Below are 22186 nucleotides of genomic sequence, written 5' to 3' on the forward strand. Positions count from 1 at the left end.
CAAGATAGCGCGACATTCCAGACTTTTCGGGCATCGACCACCGTTGAGTGTTGCCCCGGTAGCCGATCAGGAACGTACAGAACCGGTCAGGGCCCATCGTCACCCGAACCTCGCCGTCTGCGGCGGCCGGCCTCAGGACGCTCAGACCTCCGGTCGCAGCATCGGCGGATTGAGGAGTGTGGCGCCGCCCGCGCGGAACAACTGCGCGGGACGACCCCCCTGGCGCGTGGTCGTGCCACCCGTCGGAACGAGGAAGCCGGGTGTTCCGGTCACCTTGCGATGGAAGTTCCGGGGGTCCAGGGCCACGCCCCAGACGGCCTCATAAACCCTGCGCAGCTCCCCCACGGTGAACTCCGGTGTGCAGAAGGCGGTGGCGAGCGACGAGTACTCGATCTTCGACTTGGCGCGCTCCACCCCGTCGGTCAGGATCCTCGCGTGGTCGAAGGCCAGTGGAGCGGCCTGCTCCCCTTCGCGCCCGTATCCCCCTGAGGCGAGAAGCTCCTCCACAGGAGCCCAGCGTGCGTTGCTCGCGTCGCCGCCCGCGCGGGGCGCGGGCAGATCGGGCGCGAGGGCGAGATGCGCGACACTGACCACCCGCATCCGGGGGTCCCGCTGAGGGTCGCCATAGGTCGCGAGCTGTTCGAGATGCGCACCTTGGGCCTGTGTCGGGGTCGACGGATCATGAGCGGAGAGCCCGGTCTCCTCGACGAGCTCCCTCGCCGCGGCCAACGACAGATCCTCATCGGCACGCACGAACCCGCCGGGGAGCGCCCAACGCCCCTGGAACGGCGCCTCACCGCGCCGCACCGCCAACGCGCACAGGGCGTCGCGCCGCACGGTCAGTACCACCAGGTCGACGGTGACGGCGAAGGGCGGGAAAGCTGACGGGTCGTAGGGCGGCATGCTCGTGATCATAGTCGTCTGCCTGACGATAAACACTCCCTCGCCGAGCCACCGACCGATTCGTTCGCAATCCCTGGCCACGCCGGGGCGCCACCCGGATCGCCCGCCCGGTGCGCCCACCTGCGCGGCGAACCGCCCGGCGCCGGTGCCGCCCGGGCCCTGAGCACGTTCGGGCTGCGAACCCGGGCCATGATCGGCACAGGCGCTTGAGGCGCGCCCGGAGTGTTGGTGCCCTCATCGCTGCCTCCGGCTACCGCCCGACCGGGCCGGGCGGCCGCCGGGACGGGTGGACGGCCCCTTGGGACGCGGGCCGCGGGCTCCTCCGGCCGCCCGCTGCCGGGCATTGGCTCGCCGGAGGGCGGCCCCGGTCCGCGACGACCTCAGGGCGGTGGCCCCCACGGCGGGCAGGACGGGGCGGGAGGAGCCCATGCCCTCGGCGGCCTCGGCCTCACGCTCGACCGCTGTCAGCTCACGGTTCGTGGCTGTCAGCTCTTGGCCCGCGGCTGTCAGCTCGCCGTCCGCACCTGTGGCCTCGTCGTCCACGCCTGACGGCTCATGGCCAACAGCCGCCGACTGGCGATCCTCGGCCCCGGCCCCAGCCTCAGCCCCGGCAGCGGCAGCGGCAGCGGCAGCGGCAGCGGCAGCGGCAGCGCGCTCCTCGGCCGCCGCTTCGCGTTCGGCTCGACCCCGCCTGATGCACTCGCGGATCGCCTCGGCCCCGAGCCCTTCGTTGCATGCCGTGTGCAGCAGCAAGGCGAACAGGTAGTCGGGGTCGGCAGCGAGTGCCATGGCCAGCGCCTCACGCGCCTCCAGATTGTCGCCCGTCGACCAGGCGGCCCAGCCCGCGAGGGCCAGTGGCGCCGCGGCGTGATCGCCGTACGGGCCGACGCAGCGACGGGCCAGCGCCCGCCAGAGCCTGAGGGCGAGCTCCGCGTCCGTTCCCTCCATCCACTCCGCGGCCTCGTCGCGGGTCTCGCGGTCCTGGAGTCCGACGATGAGCGCCGCCGCCTCGTCATGGGTGAGCAGTGCGTCGTCCTGGTCGTCCATGTCCATCCGGCCGGGAGTCGTGGGCCGGTCGGCCAGGCGGACCATCGCACGGCGGGCCAGATCGAGTGTCGCGGTGGTCACGGCCGGTCGGCTCGTCTCATCGTCGATCCTCGGTCGGAGCGTGCGACGTGCCGCGTCGAGCGCGGCTTCCTGCTCGGGGGCGGCGCCGTCCTTCGGCCGCAGCCGGGCCTGGAACTCCTTCAACGATCCGCGTACCTGAAGTCCGGCGTAGGTCGCCGCCGCGGCCAGCGCGGAGGAGCCCGGCAGTCCCATGGACGTCCCCTCGGGCGGGCAGCATCCACCCGGGCAGCAGTAGGACCAGAAGCGACCGTCGGAGATGCACAGGGCCTCGACCACCGGCACCCCGAAGTCACCGCACGAGGTGCGCAGAAGCTGGACGAAGAGCTGAAGCCGGTCGCGCACGCGCCGGCCTGTCTCGCCCTCCGTCGGCTCCTTGCAGACGAAGACGACGATGGCGTCGGACTTGTCCCCGCGGTGCTCGCCTCCGATGATCAGGGACCGCGCCAGCTGGCGTGCCACGGCCGGCCAGTCCTCGGCTCGGGCGGGGATTCCGAGGCGGACGCGACCGCCGAAGCGTCCGTAGCCGTCCCGCTGGCGGAGCCCCAGCAGGACGACGCAGTCCTCCGGGCGGTAACCGAGGATGTAGGGCAGCGCGTCCGCCAGCTCCGAGGCGGATCGCACCTTGATCGGGGTGTCCGGCTCGGGGCAGTCGATCGGGTCGACCGCGCCATCGAGGTCAGGGACACCGGGTCCGCCGGGGTGAGCGCCGTGCGCCGGGCGGGATACCGGGGTCGGTCCGTGCGGGTCCGGCTGGTGCTCGGCGGGACCGGTTGCTCCGTTGTGGTTCGTCATGTGGCGACCATCTCGCGGAACTCAAGATTCCGGTTCTGCCTGTGGATAACCCACGACAGGGACACGACATTACTTGTCCACAGGTCAGGGAGGTGTGGTCGCGCGATGTCGGACCCATCAGGTTGCATGGGGGCATGAACAACGAAGACCTGCGTACAGCGGCGGACACCGTCCTCTCCCGGCTCGTCGGCGACCCGGCCGCCCGGCTGCGCGGGGACCAGTGGCGCGCCATCGAAGCGCTGGTCGCCGACAGACGCCGGGCCTTGGTGGTGCAGCGCACCGGCTGGGGCAAGTCCGCGGTGTATTTCGTCGCGACCGCGCTGCTGCGGGAACGCGGCGGCGGCCCGACGGTGATCGTCTCCCCCCTGCTGGCGCTCATGCGAAACCAGGTGGAGGCCGCGGCACGTGCGGGTATCCACGCCCGCACGATCAATTCGTCGAACCCGGAGGAGTGGTCGACCGTCCAGGCCGAGATCGGCGCGGGCACCGTCGATGTCCTCCTGGTGAGCCCCGAGCGGCTGAACAACCCCGATTTCCGGGACAACGTCCTGCCCGAGCTGGCCGCGGCGACCGGACTCCTGGTGGTCGACGAGGCGCACTGCATCTCGGACTGGGGGCACGACTTCCGGCCGGACTACCGACGGCTACGGACGATGCTGGCCGACCTGCCGTCCGGCGTACCGGTCCTGGCCACGACGGCGACGGCGAACGCCCGGGTGACCGCGGACGTCGCCGAGCAGCTCGGCACCGGCGGGCACCCGTCCGCGCCGGGTTCCAAGGAGGGCGAGGGGGCGCTGGTGCTCCGAGGCCCGCTGGACCGGTCGAGCCTGAGCCTGAGCGTCCTCGAACTGCCCGACGCGGCCCACCGTCTCGCCTGGCTCGCCGAGCACCTGGACAACCTGCCGGGCTCAGGAATCATCTACACCCTGACCGTCGCGGCCGCCGAGGAGGTCACCGCCTACCTCCGTCAGCGCGGGCACATCGTGGCCCCGTACACCGGCAAGACGGAGAACGCCGACCGCCAGCAGGCGGAGGACGATCTGCTGGCCAACCGCGTCAAGGCACTGGTCGCCACCTCCGCCCTCGGGATGGGCTTCGACAAACCGGATCTCGGATTCGTGGTCCACCTCGGCTCCCCCGCCTCCCCCATCGCCTACTACCAGCAGGTCGGACGCGCGGGCCGAGGCGTCGAGCACGCGGAGGTGCTGTTGCTGCCGGGCAAGGAGGACGAGGCGATCTGGCAGTACTTCGCCTCGCTGGCCTTCCCCTCCGAGGACCAGGTCCGCCGCACGCTGGACGTCCTCGCGGCAGCCGGGCGGCCCCTCTCACTACCCGCGCTGGAGCCCTTGGTCGAACTGCGGCGCAACCGCTTGGAGACGATGCTGAAGGTCCTGGACGTGGACGGCGCGGTGCGGCGCGTGAAGGGCGGCTGGATCTCCACCGGTGAACCCTGGGCGTACGACAGCGAGCGCTACGCGTGGGTGAGCAAGCAGCGATCGGCCGAACAGGAGGCGATGCGGGAGTACGTACGGACCACGGGATGCCGCATGGAGTTCCTCCGCCGTCAGCTGGACGACGAGGAAGCAGCGCCTTGTGGCCGGTGCGACAACTGCGCGGGCGGCCGGTTCAGCGCGGAGGTCTCCGGCTCCTCGCTCGACTCCGCGCGTGACGAGCTGCGCCGCCCCGGTGCTGAGGTGGAACCCCGCCGGATGTGGCCCACGGGGCTGTCCGCCGTGGGGATCACGCTCAAGGGCCGCATCCCCGCGACCGAGCAGGCCTCGACCGGGCGTGCGCTGGGCCGGCTCTCCGACATCGGCTGGGGCAACCGGCTCCGTCCCATGCTTGCTCCGGACGCGCCGGACGGGCCGATCCCGGACGATGTGGCACAGGCCGTGGTGGAGGTTCTCGCCGACTGGGCCAAGGGGCCGGGCGGCTGGGCCTCCAAGGCTCCCGACGCGATGCCCCGCCCCGTCGGCGTGGTGACGATGACCTCGCGCGCCAAGCCCGGTCTGATCCACTCACTGGGTGCCCGTATCGCCGACGTAGGGCGCCTCCCCCTGCTGGGCACCATCGAGTACGCCCCGGGACACGAACCCGCTCATGTCCCCAGGAGCAACAGCGCCCAGCGGCTCAGGGTCCTCGACGGCGCGCTGGTCCTGCCGCCGGAGCTGTCCGTGGCGTTGAAGGCCGCGGAGGGCCCCGTCCTGCTGGTGGACGATCAGACGGACACCGGCTGGACGCTCGCCGTGGCCGCGCGACTGCTCAGACGTGCGGGGGCGTCGGCGGTGCTGCCGCTGGTGCTGGCGGTGCAGGGCTGACCTGCGTTCCCGGCGGGCGAGCAGCCTTTGGGGCGCGTTGCCCCGGCGCACGGCGTCACGGGTGACGGTGGGATGCGATCATGGGAAACGACGGGTGGACACGTCGCCCCGAGATCTTCGGGTGAGGGATATAAGCGACGAATGGCAACACATGGGTCGACAGTCCCAATTGCTCGTTGCCGCAAGCCAATACGACGGGAAGAATTGGCATTGCTCCCCTGCGGCTCGCCCGTCACCCAAGAGGGTTTCGCCGTGGTGCGCTCCCCCACGTCCGACCCCGCCCCCAGTGTGTGGGCGCGTAGCCGAAGGGAGGGCCGTGACCTTCGGATTCGCTCCGTCCAAGGCGGCATCGATGTCTGCGTCCCCGACGCGTGCAAACATGCCGACCGACGCCGCCAACCAACTCGCCCGGATGCTCGAACCCGCCGAATGGGCAGAGGCCGGGATTCCGCTGTTGCGCAATCCGCGCGAGGTCGTCAGCGGGCTCCACGCCCGACACCGTCCGACACCCGCCACGGCGGTCGTCGCGGTCCTCGACCCGGATGAACGGCTCAACGCCAGCGCGTCGTTCACCCGCCGCGCCCCGACGGCGGACGGGTGGGTGTTCCGCAATGCCCTGCTCGCCCAGCTCCGCCGGGTGATCCCGCACGATCTCCGGCGCCGCACCCCGGTCCGGACCGCGGTGTTGCTCTACTGCCGGGACGGAGACGCCCGCTGGACCGAGGAGGACGGTGCCTGGATGTGGGGATTGCGCGACGCGTGCACCCTGCATGGATTGCGTTGCGGGGCGTACATCACGCTGACCCGTGACGGATGGCAGGTTCTCGGTGAGGGCCGAGGCGGCCGTCGCCCGAGTTCCCTGTCGTCGTCGCAGGACTTCGTCACGGATCTCGCTCCGCCTCAGCCACGAGCCGGTGGCGCCGCTTCGGATCTGCTGCGCCGCGCGGCGGCCCGCTGAGACCGCGACAACCAGGGCGGTGAGGCCTCCGAGCACGGCGACCTCACCCGCCCACCAGGTCGTGGACCCGAGGGAACCGCGCGGGCACCCGAAGGACGCGAGGCAAGGCACATATCCGGCCACAGCCGATCAACGAGCGCATCGGGCCCGGCCGCGCCGTCGCACGGAACCCGGGAGTCACACACGTACAGCTGGTTCCGGTGTCCGCACCCGGCGAATTCCCGGGTGCGGACACCGGAACCGGTCAGACGCCGACGCCCAGGATCGCGTTGACGCGCTGGGCCTCACCGCAGACGATGAGCAGAGCGCCCGCCTTGGCCAAGGCCAGCGGCAGGGCGGTCGCGGCGACGGAGTCGGCACCGCCGTTGACAGCGGCGACCACGACCGGCCGGGACGCGGCCCGGTCGAGGGCAGCCGCGTCGGCGTAGAAGACATCCTCGCCCGCGTCGTGCTGTGCCCAGTAGGCGTGCTCACCGAACGACAACTCGTGCGCGGCCCAGGGATGCGGATCGCCGGTGGTGATCACCAGGATCTCACTCGGGGTCCGACCGGAGTCGAGCAGCAGGTCGACGGCTTCCTCAGCGGCGTCCAGCGCACCCTCGGCCGAGGCCGGGATGAGCTGGAGCTGAGGAGTGGCCGACGCCCGGGAAGCGGGTGCGGGGGCCGACTGCCCGGGAACGGCGGCAGTCGCGACCGGGGCGGACGGCCCCGGCTCGGCGGTCGACGACTCGCGCGGCGTGCGCTGCGCGGGTGGCGTGGGCCGCAGCGGACCCGGACGGCCGGGGCGAGGTGGCGCCACGGGACGAGGACCGGGTACGGGACGAGGGGTCGGCGCGGTACGGCCGCTGGCCGGAGTGGCGCGGGGACCCTGGGCACTCTCGTGAATCTGAGGCTCCTCGGGAATGAGAGGAATGAACTGATATCTAACGAACGCCGGTGCGGCTCGCGTCGGCGGGTGGCACATGAGTGCGAGCGAGAACGATCAGAAGTCGAAGCCGAGCTGCCCCTCGATCTCCGGAACGCTTTCGTCCGCCCAGCTGCGGACCTTCTTGAGATGCCGCCACTGGGGCAGCGCATCAAGATACGCCCACGTCAGCCGGTGGTACGGGGTGGGGCCCCGTTCCGCCAGCGCGGCCTGGTGCACCGGTGACGGGTAACCGGCATTGGCCGCGAAGTCGAAGTCTGCATGGTCGACCCCCAGTTCGGCCATCATTTTGTCGCGGCGCACCTTGGCGATCACGGACGCGGCGGCCACGGCGACGCAGGAGCGGTCGCCTTTGATCACGGTACGCACACGCCAAGGCCCGCCCAGGTAGTCGTGCTTGCCGTCGAGGATCACCGCGTCGGGTCGCACCGGAAGCGCCTCCAGCGCGCGTACGGCCGCCAGCCGCAGGGCGGCCGTCATGCCCATGGCGTCGATCTCGTCGTGCGAGGCGTGTCCGAGGGCATGGGAGGTGACCCAGCTCTCCAACTCGGCGGCGAGCGGGGTGCGCCGCTTGGGGGTGATCAGCTTGGAGTCCGTGAGGCCGTCCGGGGGGCGCCGCAGTCCGGTGACCGCCGCGCAGACGGTGACAGGTCCGGCCCAGGCCCCGCGGCCCACTTCGTCGACACCCGCGATGACCTTCGCTCCCGTGGTGGCGCGCAGTGAGCGCTCGACGGTGTGCGTGGGTGGTTCGTATGCCATGACGTCTGTCAGCCTACGCCGCCCGGTTCACCCGCCGACACACCGGTCCCGGCCAACCGCGATACCGATGGCCGTTTCGCGACCGGACGGAGCGACGCCGGATGTCGCGACTGCGGGCCGACCACGCCTCACCAGGGCTGATCGGAGGCTGCCAGCTGTGCTGCGGACACCCTGACCACCCGACGCATGGGAGCGTGGGCGCCCCAGCCGCCCGACGGCACGGCCGCATGGGGCGTGACCGGATGACCACCCGCCCGCGTGAAGACGAGGGGCGTAACCGCGCGATCGACAGTCCCGACCCGGCCGGCACCACACCCCGGATAGGGGCCCATTGCTCAACTCCGCTGCCGCCAGGCGTCCGTGGGGCGCAGCAGCGGGACCATGACCCGGTCGATCATCCGCGTCAGTTCACCCTCCGTCCATTCGCTCGCGCACATCTTGGATCGGTACATCATGAGAGCGGGGATGACATCGCAGACGTAGTCGTCCAGAGCTTCGGGTCGGACCTCTCCACGTTCCACACCACGGGAGATGACTTCCTTGATCAGCCTCGCGCCGGGCTCGACCACACCTTCGTCGATCACCGAGTGGAACCGGTCCGCGGCTGCCGCATCGCATTCGTGAATCACAGAACGCAAGGCCATCCCGGATCGTGAGTACATGACCTCGCGCATTCGAAGGCAGAGGCTCAGCAGATCGTCGCGCACGCCTCCGAGGTCGGGCGCGCCATGGAACATCGGCAGCGCGACCCGGAGGGCGTCGGCGACCAGATCCTCCTTGGACGGCCAGCGGCGGTAGATCGCGGCCTTGCCCGTGTGGGCCTCGGCGGCGATCCCCTCCATGGTGAGCGCGCTCCATCCGACGCTACCGAGCTGCGCGAGGACCGCTTCGAGGATCGCGTGTTCCAGGACCGCGCCACGGCGGCGGGAGGGGCCGGCCGGGGCAGGGCTGTCGGGTCGGCGCGAACTGTCCATCTTCAAGTCTCCGAAGGGCCGTGGGCGGGCGAAAGGGCTATGGGCGGGCGGAAGGTGCGGGTGCGGGTGCGGGTGCGGGTGCGGGTGCGGGTGCGGGTGCGGGTGCGGGTAACCCGAACGAGGGACATCCCTAGTGAACGCTTGCGTTCACTATCGCGACCTCCCTACGGTGGAATGGACAGTGAACGAGGGCGTTCACTATTTTCCGGGGGACTCATTCATGCCGATCTTTCCCTTGAACCATTCCGCGAAGCCGGGTGCCGGACCCCCCTTCGGGCGCCGGGACCCCGCTCCGATGGCGATCGCGGCCTGCCAGCTCATGATCATGCTGGCCGCCACCGTCGCGAGCTCCGCTATCGCCCTGCCCCGCGCCCAGGGTGCGTGGAGGTTCCTCACCCCGGATCTCGCCCAGGTCATCAGCGTGCTCGGCCCCGCGATCGCCATAGCCGCCTTGGCCATGCTCCGCCAGGCCGAGTCGGCCAAGGTCCGCAGAAGAGATCCGGCAGAGCTGTCACCGCGGCCGGGGCCACGGTCGGCTCTGTTGCCGACCACCCGCTCCGCTGCCACCCGTCACCGATACGCCGTCGCGTGTGCCGCCTCCTGGCACTGTTCCCATGTCGCCTTCACCGGGCGGTTTTTGAGAACGGCGCGCGCCCGGACCACACCAAGGCTGGTGGCGTGCCAGGGATCGTCTTCGTACCGCAGATCCTCGTCGATCACCTGAAGCGCACAGGAGCGAAGCGGCTCGGGCAATGAGTCGAGGGCAGGGACGGCATCGGCGGAGAGCTCCCTGACGTACTGGAGGTCGAGTCTGCCCGTCTCCTCATAGCGTTCGGCGTTGCGCTCGGCGATCAGGGCGTCCGGGGACACCAATCCGAAGGCCAGTACTCCGAAGGCGGCACTGGCGGCGACGGCCCTCGGAAGCCACCGCGCGCCCCACACACCGGCCGCCATGATCAGCAGGATCACGACACCCAGCCACAGCTCGACCGTCACGACCGAGATCCGCAGCCGGGTCAGACCATATGCCTCGACGTACATGTCCATCCGCCGCACCGCGGACGCGACCACGACAAGCGTGAGAACGCAGAGGGTTCCGAGCACTCCCCGGACGAGTGCGCTATCACGCGGTCCACCGCGCGGCGCCCAGCGCAGGGCGACAACGATCACGACCAGCACGAGGAGGGTGGCGAGAAGAAGATGCCAGAAGCCTTGGCGGGCGTATCGGGCATACGAGAGGCCGGTCTTGTCCAGAACCGCGTCGTAGCCACCGAAGAGCACGGCGAGTTGGACGGCGTTGAACGAGGCGAAGAGCGCGTTGAGCACCAGCAGGGGCAAGGCCCACTCCACCCGGCCACGAGCGCGCCAAGGAGCCGACGAGACCTTGTCCCACTTCACCGGAGCGGCGGCCGTGTAGGCAGCCCCCAGAGCGCCCGCCAGCCCTGCGGCAAGCAGAAGGAGGTGCATCGGTCCGTCGGACGGGGACATGTCGGGCACCAGGCTGCCCAGCAGGTCGGCGAAAGCCGCGTCGGCCGCGCTGAACAGCGCCCCGAAGACGAGCAGCAATCCGGCCGTGACTCCAAAGACACGTAGCGCGGGACCGACCAGGCTGGAGGTGTCGCCCGTTCGGGCACGCAGCCCGCGCCAGCCCCAGACGAGTCCACGGGGTACGGCCTCGACAAGGCCAACGGCGCTCAACGCGATTCCCGCCCAGGTGCGCGAACCGTGCAGGGCGAGTGCCCCGAGTCCGAACGCCGTGGCGACTGCGAGGAAGGAGGGCCATGCCGCGTCACGGAACACGGGTACCACGAGCAGGGCGACCCCGCCGACGCCCCATAGCAAGGTCCAGGGGCGCGCCCGCCTTCCCGCCTGCTCGGCGGCGTAGTAGGCGGCGAGCGACGCCGGTAGCGCGACGATCAGGAGGTTGAGGCCGATGCCGTCACCCAGCAGAAGCGTGCTCAGGACACCGGTGGCGAGGACGGCCCACAAGGTGGCCGCGCGGATCGCGGCGGGTGGGTCGCCACGCAGTGCGGCGATCCTCTGATCGAGGGGCGCTACCTGCGGACGGTTCCGACCGGGCCGCGAAGGGAGGGAGTGCCCGACCGGCGACTGCTCCTGGGGGGACGTGGTCCTGGCCGACGCACGACGGGGCACGGCGGATGGGTCCTCGTTCGGCGCACCCTTCGCGGCAGTGGCCCCTTTCGGAACGATCGGGTCCGTGGCCGACAGCGCACCGGGGGTCGCGGGGTCGGGCGTCGGCGCCGGTTCGGAGACGGCCGGGGAGACCCCTGGCCCGAGTAGCGGCAAGTCCGCCGCGACAGGCCCGGAGCGCCCGATCGTCCCGGGTGGCTTCTTCGAATCGGCGGGTTCCGGCCGATCGGACGGCACAGGCTTCTCGGTCACGGGCCCCTCCACTCCGCTCCCGGCACACGTGTGACGCCGAAGCAGTGGGGAGCAGGTCCTCATACGGAGCACGCCATCCATGATCGACAGACGTGCGAGCGCCAGCGTAGGACGCGGACCGGGTCGGGGAAACGGTGGGAGACCACCCTGTGTCACGACCGTGACAGTTGGTACGGGTGGGGCGAAAGACCCCGGGAGGGGCAGGGAAGCGATGCGGTGAAAGTGTCGCCAGGGGCGGGAGGGCCAGGATGGCGTGGCGGAGACTGATCGTGCACAGCTCCAGGCAGGGCGTCCGGCGGGTGGGTAGGCCGGCCACCCCGTCGCGCCACGGCATCTCCCTGCCGGGGTGGCGACAGCGAGTACCGAGCCGCGGGGCCGCGGGGCCTCGACACGATGCGGAGCCCTGGCCATCGTGCAAAGCGGGGGCACCGGAGCGTGCCAGGTTGGCTTCGGGCGGTGGGGTTACGCGCTCGGGACGTCGTCCGAGCCGGGCAGCCGAAGAGGTACCCAGCCGGGCAGTGGTTCGGTGCGTTCCAGCCACGCGGCGGGCGGGGCGCCGGGCGCCGCGGCCGCCACCACTCCCCCAGCGATAGCGCAGGTGGTGTCCACGTCCCCGCCGACCTGTGCGGTCTGCCAGAACGTGGCCTCGAAGTCGCGGAGGCCCTGGGCGGCCGACCACAGGGCGAACGGGACGGTGTCATGGGCGCTGGTCCGTCGGCCGCACCCCAGGACAGCGGCGACGGTGCCCGGGTCGCCGTAGTCGAGCATGTCCCGGGCTCGCCTCAGTCCCGCTTCCACGGCGCTGCGCGGCATCAGGGCGATGACACCGTCGAGCAGTTCCTCGGCGGTGGGCGGCCCCGAGGGAGCCGCGGCGAGGGCGGCCGCTGCGGCGACCGCCATCGCGCCGACGACGGCCTCGCGGTGCTGATGGGTGGGGTAGGCGGAGATCTCGGCCTGGTGCGTCGCCTGTTCGGGATCGTCGGCGTACCACGCGCCGAGAGGCGCGATCCGCATGGCGGCGCCGTTGCCCCAGGAGCCCTGACCCTCGAAGAGGGCGGCGGCCAGTTCACGCCAGTCGCCACCTTCGCGGACGAGCCTCAGCAGCCTGTTCACGGCGGGGCCGTAGCCACGGTCGAAGTCATGGCGCTCGGCGAAGGACAGCGCCAGCGCGTCCTGGTCGGCGCGCTGGTGAGCGGCGAGCACGGTGACGACGGAGCAGGCCATCTCGGTGTCGTCGGTCCACTGCCAGTCACCTGCGGGCAGTTCACGACGCTTCAGGAGGGGATGGTTCGCGGGGACGAAGAACTGGGAGCCGAGCGCGTCCCCCACGGAGAGGCCGCGCAGACTGGCGAGGGCTCGCCCCAGGCGCTGTTCGGGTTCGGTGGCAGCGGTCATGTCTTCATCACTCTATCCGGTGATTCCGTACGGTTCCGGCTCTCGCCAGCGTTCGAATGGGCGGTTCAGCGTGTACCGGCCGTCGGCTCCGAGTTCCAGGACCCGGACCTCGCCGTTGCCGGGATTGGACAGCGATTCGAACTCGGCGACGCTCCAGTGGAACCAGCGCATGCAGAACAGCCGCATGGTCAGTCCATGGGTGACCAGCAGGACGTTGGGCGGATGGTCCGGTTCCTCGAAGCTGCGGAACAGGCTCTCCAGGAAGGCGCCCACCCGGTCGTACACATCGGCCCCGGACTCGCCTTGGGCGAAGCGGTAGAAGAAGTGGCCGTAGGCATCGCGGTAGGTCTTCTGGAGGCGTACGTCCTCGCGGTCCTGCCAGTTGCCCCAGTCCTGCTCGCGCAGTCGCGGTTCCTCTCGGACCCGCATCGACCCGGGGGCGAGATCGAAGGCGCGCAGTGTCTGATGGGTGCGTCGGTAGGGGGACACGTACACACTGACACGCTCGGGACCGAACAGGTCCCGGAGCTGCTTGCCCGTCTCCTCCGCCTGCCGTCGCCCGGTGTGGGTCAGGGCCAGTGCGTGGTCGGGCTCACGCTCGTAGACGGTGTCGTCGGAGTTGCCCTCCGACTCCCCGTGCCGGACAAGAACGATGCGGCGTGGTCGTACCATACGGAAACCCTAGATCGCTTCGCCGTTCGAGGGGTTGTCCGGGGGTCGCGCGGCGGGTCGTCCTCCGCGGGGACGTCCGAACGGTTCCCGAGCCGGCGGTGGCCGAAAACGTTCACACAGGTGGGGCCGCCCTGTCGGGCTCCTCTCGTCGGGCGCAGCCCCGGGTCAGACGGTCCATCCCTTCTCCATGTCCACGATGTCCCCGCTCAGCGCGGCCACATCAGCCTCCGTCTGCGCGCGCAGGGAAAGTCGTTCCACCCGCTCGGCACGGTACTTGCCGTGCTCGGCGTCGGACTGCCACATGGACAGGATCAGGAACTCGCTGCCCGGCGCCTCACCGAACAGACCGCGCACCATGCCCGGCGAACCAGCCATGGCGGGGTTCCAGACCTTCTCCTGCATCAGCGCGAAATGCTCGGCCCGTTCGGCGTGCACCCGGCAATGGGCCACCCGCAGCAGATCGCATTCCGTGAAGCGGGGTTCGAATCCGGTCTTCACATCGAAGCGGTGGTCGAACAGCTTGACCTGCGCGTTCGTGAACGTCCCGGCCTGAGAGGCGGCCAGCCGGTCATGGGAGCGCGCCATGAACGAGTCGTAGAAGGCACGGCTCTCCCAGAACGAGAAGACATGGGCGACACCCTGCCGGGTCCGGCTCCAGCCGCCGCCCTGCCCCCGGAACCCCGGCTCACCGAGAAGCCCCGCCCATTTCCGCTGCCCTCGTTCGAAACCACGACGGTCGACGACGGTGCAGCGAATCCACTTGACCAGCACCGCGCCATGGTAAGGCCGCGGAGCGTGGCGGGGACCATGCTCCGGTGGAGTGCGCCCCCTCGGTCCTCCCGTGAGCGGGGTGCGCGGGTCCTTCACCGCTCGCGCCCCTGCGCGTGCGGTATCCGACCGGGCACTGTCGGTGGTGCGTGGCACCATGGAGGGCAACACAGACATGGCATGCGGAAGTTGACCTCGACCGGAGGGGGAACTGGTGAGCGGCGGACTCAACAAGGGGCTCGCGAAAGTGGAAGTGGGCGTCCGGTGGGACCCGAGTCCCGCGGGTACGTCCGCGCACGATCTCGACATCATCGCGGCGGCGTACGCCAAGGACGCGCCCTACGGCTCCCCCGAGTACCTGGTGTACTTCGGCAGCCGTTCGCCGGACGGCACGATCACCTTGAACCGTGACAGCCGTACCGGCCAGGGCTTCGGGTACGACGAGGTCATGATCCTCGAACTGGACCGGCTCGCCCCGAGGTTCGAGCGCGTGGTCGTGGGGGTCGCCATCCAGCAGCCCGCCCAGGAGCTGACCTTCGGCGACATCGTGAACGCCTCGGTCCGTATCCGTACCGGCCCGACGGACATCGCTCAGCACGACTTCGTCGAGGTCCGGGAGCGGAACGCGACGACGGTGGCCGAGTTCACCCGGGACTCCTCGGGCGCCTGGCAGTACCGCCGGATCGTCCAGGGGTTCGACGCCGATCCGGCGTCGTTCGCGGAGCAGATGGGCCGAGTGATGAATCCCTGAGCCGTTCGTCGTCCACGGCGGTGGGGCGTGAGCGGGGGCCGCGCCGACCGGCATCGCACAGCCGACCGGCATCGCGTAAACGGGTCACCGCGGCCGGAGCGGAAAGCCTCGGCACCAAGGCGGAACCGCTCGGGAATGCCGGTGGGGCGGGGAGCACGTCGTCGTGTGCTCCCCCCCCCCCCGGCCCGGTCCGGCCCCGCCGAGACGGGTCCGGACCTCACACGGTCAGCTGCAACCGCTGGTCGAGCCGCATCCCTCGCAGATGTAGCACGAGCCGGCGCGCTGCATCTTCGTCCCGCAGGAGAAGCACAGCGGTGCGTCCGCCTGGATACCGAGCTGCATCTCCACCAGCTCGGCGCTGGTGTGCGCCTGCTGAGGAGCGGGCTGCACGGCCGGCGACTCCGCCTTGGGGGTCACGACCGCCTTCAGGGGCTCCGTCTGGCGGGGTGCCGACTGGGCCAGACCCTCGACGTCGACCTCGTCCTCGGTGGGCTCGTACGAGCCCGTCTCCAGATGACGCTGACGCTCCTCGGCGGAGTGGATGCCGAGCGCGGAGCGCGTCTCGAAGGGCAGGAAGTCCAGCGCGAGCCGTCGGAAGATGTAGTCGACGATCGACTGCGCCATCCGGACATCGGGGTCGTCGGTCATCCCGGCGGGCTCGAAGCGCATGTTGGTGAACTTCGAGACGTACGTCTCCAGCGGCACCCCGTACTGGAGGCCGACGGAGACCGCGATGGAGAAGGCGTCCATCATGCCCGCGAGGGTCGAGCCCTGCTTGGACATCTTGAGGAAGACCTCGCCCAGCCCGTCGTCGGGGTAGGAGTTGGCGGTCATGTAACCCTCGGCGCCGCCCACGGTGAAGGACGTGGTGATGCCGGGACGCCCCTTCGGGAGCCGCTTGCGCACCGGGCGGTACTCGACGACCTTCTCGACCGCGGCACGGATCGTGCCCTCGGTCTTCTCGGTGATCTCGGCCTTCGCGGTCTCCTTCTTCTTCGCGGAGAGCGGCTGACCGACCTTGCAGTTGTCGCGGTAGATCGCGAGCGCCTTCACACCCAGCTTCCACGCCTCGAAGTAGATCTCCTCGACCTCTTCGACGGTGGCGGACTCGGGCATGTTCACGGTCTTGGAGAGAGCGCCGGAGATCCACGGCTGGATAGCGGCCATCATGCGGACATGGCCCATCGCGGAGATGGAGCGCTCGCCCATGGCGCAGTCGAACACCTCGTAGTGCTCCTGCTTCAGACCGGGAGCGTCGACGACAACGCCGTGATCGGCGATGTGGGCGACGATCGCCTCGATCTGCTCCTCGTGGTAGCCGAGCCGACGCAGGGCCTGCGGCACGGTGCCGTTGACGATCTGCATCGAGCCGCCGCCGACGAGCTTCTTGAACTTGACCAGGGCCAGGTCGGGCTCCAGGCCGGTCGTGTCGCAGGACATGGCCAGACCGATGGTGCCGGTCGGGGCGATCACCGACGCCTGCGAGTTGCGGAAGCCGTTCTTCTCGCCCAGGCGGATCACGTCCTGCCACGCCTCCGTGGCGGCGGCCCAGATCGTGCTGTCCAGGTCGTCCACGCGGATGGCCTTGGTGTTGGCGTCGGCGTGCTGCCGCATGACCCGCTGGTGCGGCTCGGCGTTGCGCGCGTACCCGTCGTACGGGCCCACCACGGCCGCCAGCTCGGCGGAGCGGCGGTACGAGGTGCTCGTCATCAGGGAGGTGATCGCACCGGCGAGGGCCCGGCCACCGTCGGAGTCGTACGCGTGACCGGTGGCCATCAGCAGGGCGCCGAGGTTGGCGTAGCCGATACCGAGCTGGCGGAAGGCCCGGGTGTTCTCACCGATCTTCTGGGTCGGGAAGTCGGCGAAGCAGATGGAGATGTCCATCGCGGTGATGACCAGCTCGACGACCTTGGCGAAACGCTCGGCCTCGAAGGACTGGTTGCCCTGACCGTCGTCCTTCAGGAACTTCATGAGGTTCAGCGAGGCGAGGTTGCACGACGTGTTGTCCAGGTGCATGTACTCGCTGCACGGGTTCGAGCCGTTGATACGACCGGACTCGGGGCAGGTGTGCCACTGGTTGATCGTGTCGTCGTACTGGATGCCCGGGTCGGCGCAGGCCCACGCGGCCTCGGCCATCTTGCGGAAGAGGGACTTGGCGTCGACCTCCTCGATGACATCGCCGGTCATCCGCGCGCGGAGGCCGAACTTGTCGCCGTTCTCGACGGCCCGCATGAACTCGTCGTTCACCCGGACGGAGTTGTTGGCGTTCTGGTACTGGACGGAGGTGATGTCGTCGCCACCCAGGTCCATGTCGAAGCCCGCGTCACGCAGGGCGCGGATCTTCTCCTCCTCCTTGACCTTGGTCTCGATGAAGTTCTCGATGTCGGGGTGGTCGACATCGAGGATCACCATCTTGGCCGCGCGACGGGTGGCGCCACCCGACTTGATCGTTCCCGCGGAGGCGTCGGCACCCCGCATGAACGAGACCGGGCCGGAGGCGTTGCCGCCGGAGGAGAGCAGTTCCTTGGAGGAACGGATGCGCGACAGGTTCAGACCCGCCCCGGAGCCCCCCTTGAAGATCATTCCCTCTTCCTTGTACCAGTCGAGGATCGACTCCATGGAGTCGTCGACGGCCAGGATGAAGCAGGCGGACACCTGCTGCGGCTGAGGGGTACCGACGTTGAACCACACCGGAGAGTTGAAGCTGAACACCTGGTGCAGCAGGGCGTAAGCCAGTTCGTGCTCGAAAATCTCCGCGTCGGCGGGAGAGGCGAAGTACTTGTAGTCCTCACCGGCCTTCCGGTACGTCTTCACGATGCGGTCGATGAGCTGCCGCAGACCGGTCTCACGCTGCGGAGTGCCCACGGCACCGCGGAAGTACTTGCTGGTGACGATGTTGACCGCGTTCACCGACCAAAAGTCGGGGAACTCGACGCCGCGCTGCTCGAAGTTGACCGAGCCGTCGCGCCAGTTGGTCATCACGACATCACGGCGTTCCCAGGCCACCTCGTCGTACGGGTGCACACCCGGGCTGGTGTGGATGCGCTCCATACGCAGCCCCTTGGTGGCCTTCGCCCCCTTGGCACGGGAACCCCGCGCCGGGCCGCTCGCCGTCTCTGTCATGCCGCCTCCCTGTATCGGGCGATAACGCCCTGAAGTGCCTCGTTCTTCCCGTGGCACGGTGTGATGTGTACGCACCGGAGGCTTCACTGTGCCGCCCCCGGCAGATCTGTGGTCGCCGTCGACCGTCCGGTCGCCCCGGGTGACCCCACCCGGTCCGGCGTGTGTGTCAGCCGCCGGCCGTGGCGGGTGCGGGAACGTCCGCCGTCCGCCCCGCCGCGCGCCCGGTGGCCTCGGCCTCCGCCCCCGCGCCTGCGGCGGGTGAGCGGTCCGGCTGCTCCCGCAGCTCGGTGATGGCGGCCTCGAAGTCCTCCAGCGAATCGAACGCCCGGTAGACGGACGCGAAACGCAGATAGGCGACGAGGTCGAGTTCCTGCAAGGGCCCGAGTATGGCCAGTCCCACGTCGTGGGTGGTCAGCTCGGCGCTCCCGGTGGCCCGCACCGCTTCCTCGACCCGCTGGCCGAGCTGGGCGAGGGCGTCCTCCGTGACGGGCCGTCCCTGGCATGCCTTGCGCACGCCGTTGATGACCTTCGTCCGGCTGAAGGGTTCGGTGACTCCGCTGCGCTTGACCACCATCAGTGAGCACGTCTCCACTGTCGTGAAACGACGGGAGCAGTCCGGGCACTGACGGCGTCGGCGGATCGACGTACCGTCGTCGGTCGTACGACTGTCGACGACACGGCTGTCGGGGTGCCTGCAGAAGGGGCAGTGCATTACGTCCAAGCCTCCTTCGCGGCACGTCTCCATGGCCTCGCGGAACCCGCAGGTCCCTCGAAGCAGCCCCCAGCATAGGCGATGACCGGAGAGGCGAAGACCTCGGGACCACAACTTCTGGGCTGCTGTCGCAATCCAACCACTAGATCTGGGGTTTGGCCGCAATTCGCCGTCTGCGCGTGTCGTGATCCGACAGCCTCCCGGCGAGGCCGGCCGCCCCAGTACGGGCATTCAGGACGCGCGCCACCGCACCGCCCCCATGACCGGCCGCCATCGGGCGGCACTCGGCCCGGCACGGCACCTCGGCCCGCACTCCACCGGATCGGGGACGACCGCTCCGGGCGGCACGGGCCGACCGGACAGGGCGAAACACTCCCCGATCGGGGCGGCGGCCACACAGAGTGACCGACGTCCGGACCCCACCCACCGTAGCGACACCGGGTCCCGGGCCGAGGGCAGGGGCGCCTCCTTGCCGACGCCGACCAGGATGGCAGACTGAGGCCCGGTACGGAGCCCTCGCGCGAGCCCGCCCCGGCGGTGAAGCGCGGCGGGGGCCACGTCGGGCCGCTCAAGCGACCGACTGTCGTCCATACACCTGGACATGCGATCGCGTCAGTCTCTCCCCGGTTTTTCACTCGAACGTGTGTTTGGCGCAACCTTTCGAAAGCAACTACCGTTGGCTAGCTAGGGAGAGCACATTCGAGAGGGGCCGCCGAGATGACCACCACCGCAAACAGCGCCACGATCACCGCCCAGGACCGTACCCGGGGCCGACTTGAGGCGGTGCACGCCATGACAGACGCAGCCACGAACCCGGAGGGGCCCAAGCCCGCCCGCTCCCTTCCCGGGCGACCTCCAGGCATCCGCGCGGACAGCTCGGGCCTCACCGACCGGCAGCGCCGCGTCATCGAGGTGATCAGGGATTCCGTGCAGCGGCGGGGCTATCCGCCGTCCATGCGGGAGATCGGCCAGGCCGTGGGCCTCTCCAGCACCTCATCGGTGGCCCATCAGCTGATGGCCCTGGAGCGCAAGGGTTTCCTGCGCCGTGACCCCCACCGCCCGCGCGCGTACGAGGTACGGGGCTCCGACCAGTCGACCGCGCAGCCCACGGACACCGCGGGCAAGCCCGCCGCGTCGTACGTCCCGCTGGTCGGCCGGATCGCGGCCGGTGGCCCGATCCTCGCCGAGGAGTCCGTCGAGGATGTGTTCCCCCTCCCCCGGCAGCTCGTGGGTGACGGTGAGCTCTTCGTGCTCAAGGTCGTCGGTGACTCCATGATCGAGGCGGCCATCTGTGACGGTGACTGGGTGACCGTGCGTCGCCAGCCCGTCGCGGAGAACGGTGACATCGTCGCCGCGATGCTGGACGGCGAGGCGACCGTGAAGCGCTTCAAGCGCGAGGACGGCCACGTCTGGCTGCTGCCGCACAACTCCGCGTACCAGCCCATCCCCGGCGACGAGGCGACGATCCTCGGCAAGGTCGTGGCAGTACTCCGACGCGTCTGACCGTTCCCCCGGGCCACACGCCCACTCCCCCTGGCCGACCCCGGAACCTCCTGCGCCTGGTTCCGGGGTCTGTTCTTGCCCGCGAACGCTGGTCGGCTACTTGGCGTCGTCCGCCGCCGCGTCGATCGCCGCGAGCGAGCGACGTACCTGATTACGGTCCGTGGTGTACCAGAACTCGGGCAGCGACGACTTGAGGTAGCGGCCGTAGCGAGCGGTGGCGAGCCGGGAGTCGAGGACGGCGACGACCCCCCGGTCGCCGGAGGCCCGGACGAGACGACCCGCCCCCTGGGCCATCAGCAGCGCCGCGTGGGTGGCGGCCACCGCCATGAAGCCGTTGCCCCCCGCCTCCTCCACCGCCTTCTGGCGCGCGCTCATCAGCGGGTCGTCGGGACGCGGGAAGGGGATCTTGTCCATGACGACGAGCTGGCAGCTCGGGCCCGGCACATCGACCCCCTGCCAGAGGGACAGCGTGCCGAACAGACAGGTCCGGGGGTCTGCCGCGAAGTTCTTGATCAGCTCGCCCAGTGTCTCCTCGCCCTGGAGAAGGATCGGGTACTCGGGGATGCGCGAGCGCAGTTCCTCGGCGGCGTTCTGCGCGGCGCGCATCGAGGAGAAGAGCCCGAGGGTGCGGCCACCGGCGGACTGGATCAGGTCGGTGAGCTCCTCCAGCATGTCGGCGCGGTCGCCGTCACGGGCGGGCCGGGCCAGATGCTTGGCGACATAGAGGATGCCCTGCCTGGGGTAGTCGAAGGGCGAGCCGACGTCGATGCCCTTCCAGACGGGCTGATCGCCCTCGGCGGTCGCCGTGCCCTCGGGCGCGAGTCCGAGGGAGGCGCCCACGCCGTTGAAGTCGCCACCCAGTTTGAGTGTCGCGGAGGTGAGCACCACCGAGCGTTCGGCGAAGAGCTTCTCCCTCAGCAGCCCGGACACCGACAGCGGAGCGACCCGCAGGGAGGCCCCGAAACGGTCGTGCCGCTCGTACCAGACCACGTCGTACTCGGAGCCCAGGGTGATCCGCTCCGCGACCGCGTGGACCGTCTCGACGGAGGCGATGGCCTGTTTGCGGACGGCGTCCTCGTCCTGCACGGACTTGTCGCGTGTGGAGCCCAGCGCCACGATGACGTTCCGCGCGGCGTCCCGCAGGGCCATCAGCGCGTATCCGAGGTCCTCCGGGACCTCCTCCAGACGACCCGGCAGCGCCAGCTCCATGACCCGTTCGAAGCCCTCGGCGGCGGTCTGGAGCTGGTCGGCGACCTTCTCGTCGGCGAGCTTCGCGCAGCGGCGGACGGCACGGTTGACCTGGCCGGGGGTCAGCTCGCCCGTGGCGACACCGGTGACCCGGGAGACGAGCTCATGGGCCTCGTCGACGATCAGCACCTCGTGCGGCGGCAGCACCGGGGCACCCTCGATGGCGTCGATGGCGAGCAGCGCGTGGTTGGTGACCACGACCTCGGCCAGCTTGGCGCGCTCCCGGGCCATCTCCGCGAAGCATTCCGCCCCGTACGCGCAGCGTGAGGCGCCGAGGCACTCCCGGGACGATACGGAGACCTGTGCCCAGGCACGGTCGGAGACGCCCGGGGTGAGGTCGTCGCGGTCGCCGTTCTCGGTCTCGCCGGACCAGTCGCGCAGCCGCAGGAGGTCCTGGCCGAGCTTGCTGGTGGGTGCCGCCGCCTCGAACTGGTCGAAGAGGCCCTCTTCCTCGTCCTGCGGCATGCCCTCATGGAGCCGGTGCAGACACAGGTAGTTCGACCGGCCCTTCAGCATCGCGAACTCGGGGCGGCGGCGCAGCAGCGGATGCAGCGCGTCGACCGTACGCGGAAGATCGCGTTCCACCAGCTGCCGCTGGAGTGCCAGGGTCGCTGTGGCGACGACGACACGCTCGCCCTGGGCGAGGGCCGGGACCAGATAGCCGAGGGACTTTCCGGTGCCGGTACCGGCCTGGACCAGCAGGTGGGAGCCGTCGTCGACAGCTTCGGCGACGGCTTCGGCCATGGTCACCTGGCCGGGGCGCTCCGTACCGCCGACAGCGTCGACGGCGGCATGCAGGAGGTCGGGGAGTGAGGGCTTCGTCATAGGCCGACCAGCCTACGGGGCACCACTGA

The 22186-nt window shown here is 70.2% G+C and carries 17 protein-coding genes; 4 read left to right on the forward strand and 13 right to left on the reverse strand.

The features are described from left to right. Positions 1 to 141 precede the first annotated feature (141 nt). The gene (locus tag OG711_RS10430) at positions 142 to 903 is read right to left on the reverse strand and encodes an NUDIX hydrolase (protein ID WP_073790377.1); all 762 of its coding nucleotides are present in this window, start codon (positions 901 to 903) and stop codon (positions 142 to 144) included. A gap of 234 nt (positions 904 to 1137) precedes the next feature. Continuing rightward, entirely contained in the window at positions 1138 to 2823 is a 1686-nt protein-coding gene (locus tag OG711_RS10435; protein WP_329559128.1) for a DUF4192 domain-containing protein, read from the reverse strand. A gap of 134 nt (positions 2824 to 2957) precedes the next feature. Here OG711_RS10435 and OG711_RS10440 point away from each other — a divergent pair, with 134 nt between their 5' ends. Together OG711_RS10440 and OG711_RS10445 are read left to right on the forward strand one after the other, a co-directional pair. After that, positions 2958 to 5141 carry a RecQ family ATP-dependent DNA helicase gene (locus tag OG711_RS10440; RefSeq protein ID WP_329559129.1) on the forward strand — a complete coding sequence of 728 codons (2184 nt, stop codon included), beginning with the start codon at positions 2958 to 2960 and terminating at the stop codon, positions 5139 to 5141. Positions 5142 to 5457: 316 nt separating this feature from the next. Beyond that, positions 5458 to 6099: a hypothetical protein gene (locus OG711_RS10445; protein WP_073789402.1), complete on the forward strand. Its 642-nt coding sequence runs from the start codon at positions 5458 to 5460 to the stop codon at positions 6097 to 6099. A 244-nt stretch (positions 6100 to 6343) separates the two neighbouring features. On the opposite strand, the gene OG711_RS10450 is transcribed toward OG711_RS10445, so the two are convergent. The 8 genes from OG711_RS10450 to OG711_RS10485 all read right to left on the reverse strand — a co-directional run bounded on the left by OG711_RS10450 (position 6344) and on the right by OG711_RS10485 (position 13998). Then, a complete protein-coding gene (locus OG711_RS10450; RefSeq protein WP_073790375.1) occupies positions 6344 to 7012 on the reverse strand; it encodes a hypothetical protein in 669 nt (222 codons plus the stop codon). Positions 7013 to 7081: 69 nt separating this feature from the next. Further along, a complete protein-coding gene (locus OG711_RS10455) occupies positions 7082 to 7783 on the reverse strand; it encodes a ribonuclease HII (protein WP_099279507.1) in 702 nt (233 codons plus the stop codon). A gap of 335 nt (positions 7784 to 8118) precedes the next feature. Next, complete coding sequence (locus tag OG711_RS10460) at positions 8119 to 8757, reverse strand: TetR/AcrR family transcriptional regulator (RefSeq protein WP_073789397.1); 639 nt, start codon at positions 8755 to 8757, stop codon at positions 8119 to 8121. A 198-nt stretch (positions 8758 to 8955) separates the two neighbouring features. After that, positions 8956 to 9240 (reverse strand): hypothetical protein, encoded by a 285-nt coding sequence (locus OG711_RS10465; protein WP_329559130.1) that lies wholly within the window; start codon positions 9238 to 9240, stop codon positions 8956 to 8958. An 87-nt stretch (positions 9241 to 9327) separates the two neighbouring features. Next, positions 9328 to 10911 (reverse strand): DUF4153 domain-containing protein, encoded by a 1584-nt coding sequence (locus OG711_RS10470; RefSeq protein ID WP_405673133.1) that lies wholly within the window; start codon positions 10909 to 10911, stop codon positions 9328 to 9330. 711 nt (positions 10912 to 11622) lie between these two features. Further along, complete coding sequence (locus OG711_RS10475; RefSeq protein WP_329559131.1) at positions 11623 to 12555, reverse strand: ADP-ribosylglycohydrolase family protein; 933 nt, start codon at positions 12553 to 12555, stop codon at positions 11623 to 11625. Positions 12556 to 12567: 12 nt separating this feature from the next. Further along, a complete protein-coding gene (locus OG711_RS10480; protein ID WP_073789391.1) occupies positions 12568 to 13227 on the reverse strand; it encodes a histidine phosphatase family protein in 660 nt (219 codons plus the stop codon). A gap of 165 nt (positions 13228 to 13392) precedes the next feature. Then, entirely contained in the window at positions 13393 to 13998 is a 606-nt protein-coding gene (locus tag OG711_RS10485; RefSeq protein WP_073789388.1) for a YdbC family protein, read from the reverse strand. Between the two features lie 211 nt (positions 13999 to 14209). Here OG711_RS10485 and OG711_RS10490 point away from each other — a divergent pair, with 211 nt between their 5' ends. After that, complete coding sequence (locus tag OG711_RS10490) at positions 14210 to 14746, forward strand: TerD family protein (protein ID WP_073789386.1); 537 nt, start codon at positions 14210 to 14212, stop codon at positions 14744 to 14746. Positions 14747 to 14971: 225 nt separating this feature from the next. Here the strand turns inward: OG711_RS10490 and OG711_RS10495 are convergent, their stop codons facing one another. Continuing rightward, the gene (locus OG711_RS10495; RefSeq protein ID WP_073789384.1) at positions 14972 to 17869 is read right to left on the reverse strand and encodes a vitamin B12-dependent ribonucleotide reductase; all 2898 of its coding nucleotides are present in this window, start codon (positions 17867 to 17869) and stop codon (positions 14972 to 14974) included. A 166-nt stretch (positions 17870 to 18035) separates the two neighbouring features. Then, entirely contained in the window at positions 18036 to 18581 is a 546-nt protein-coding gene (gene nrdR / locus OG711_RS10500) for a transcriptional regulator NrdR (protein ID WP_099279514.1), read from the reverse strand. Positions 18582 to 19298: 717 nt separating this feature from the next. Between nrdR and lexA the strand changes: the two genes are divergently transcribed. Beyond that, a complete protein-coding gene (lexA, locus tag OG711_RS10505) occupies positions 19299 to 20084 on the forward strand; it encodes a transcriptional repressor LexA (protein WP_073789380.1) in 786 nt (261 codons plus the stop codon). A 96-nt stretch (positions 20085 to 20180) separates the two neighbouring features. Here the strand turns inward: lexA and OG711_RS10510 are convergent, their stop codons facing one another. Continuing rightward, positions 20181 to 22157 carry an ATP-dependent DNA helicase gene (locus OG711_RS10510; RefSeq protein ID WP_329559132.1) on the reverse strand — a complete coding sequence of 659 codons (1977 nt, stop codon included), beginning with the start codon at positions 22155 to 22157 and terminating at the stop codon, positions 20181 to 20183. Positions 22158 to 22186 lie beyond the last annotated feature (29 nt).

Source organism: Streptomyces uncialis (assembly GCF_036250755.1).
Classification (GTDB): domain Bacteria; phylum Actinomycetota; class Actinomycetes; order Streptomycetales; family Streptomycetaceae; genus Streptomyces; species Streptomyces uncialis.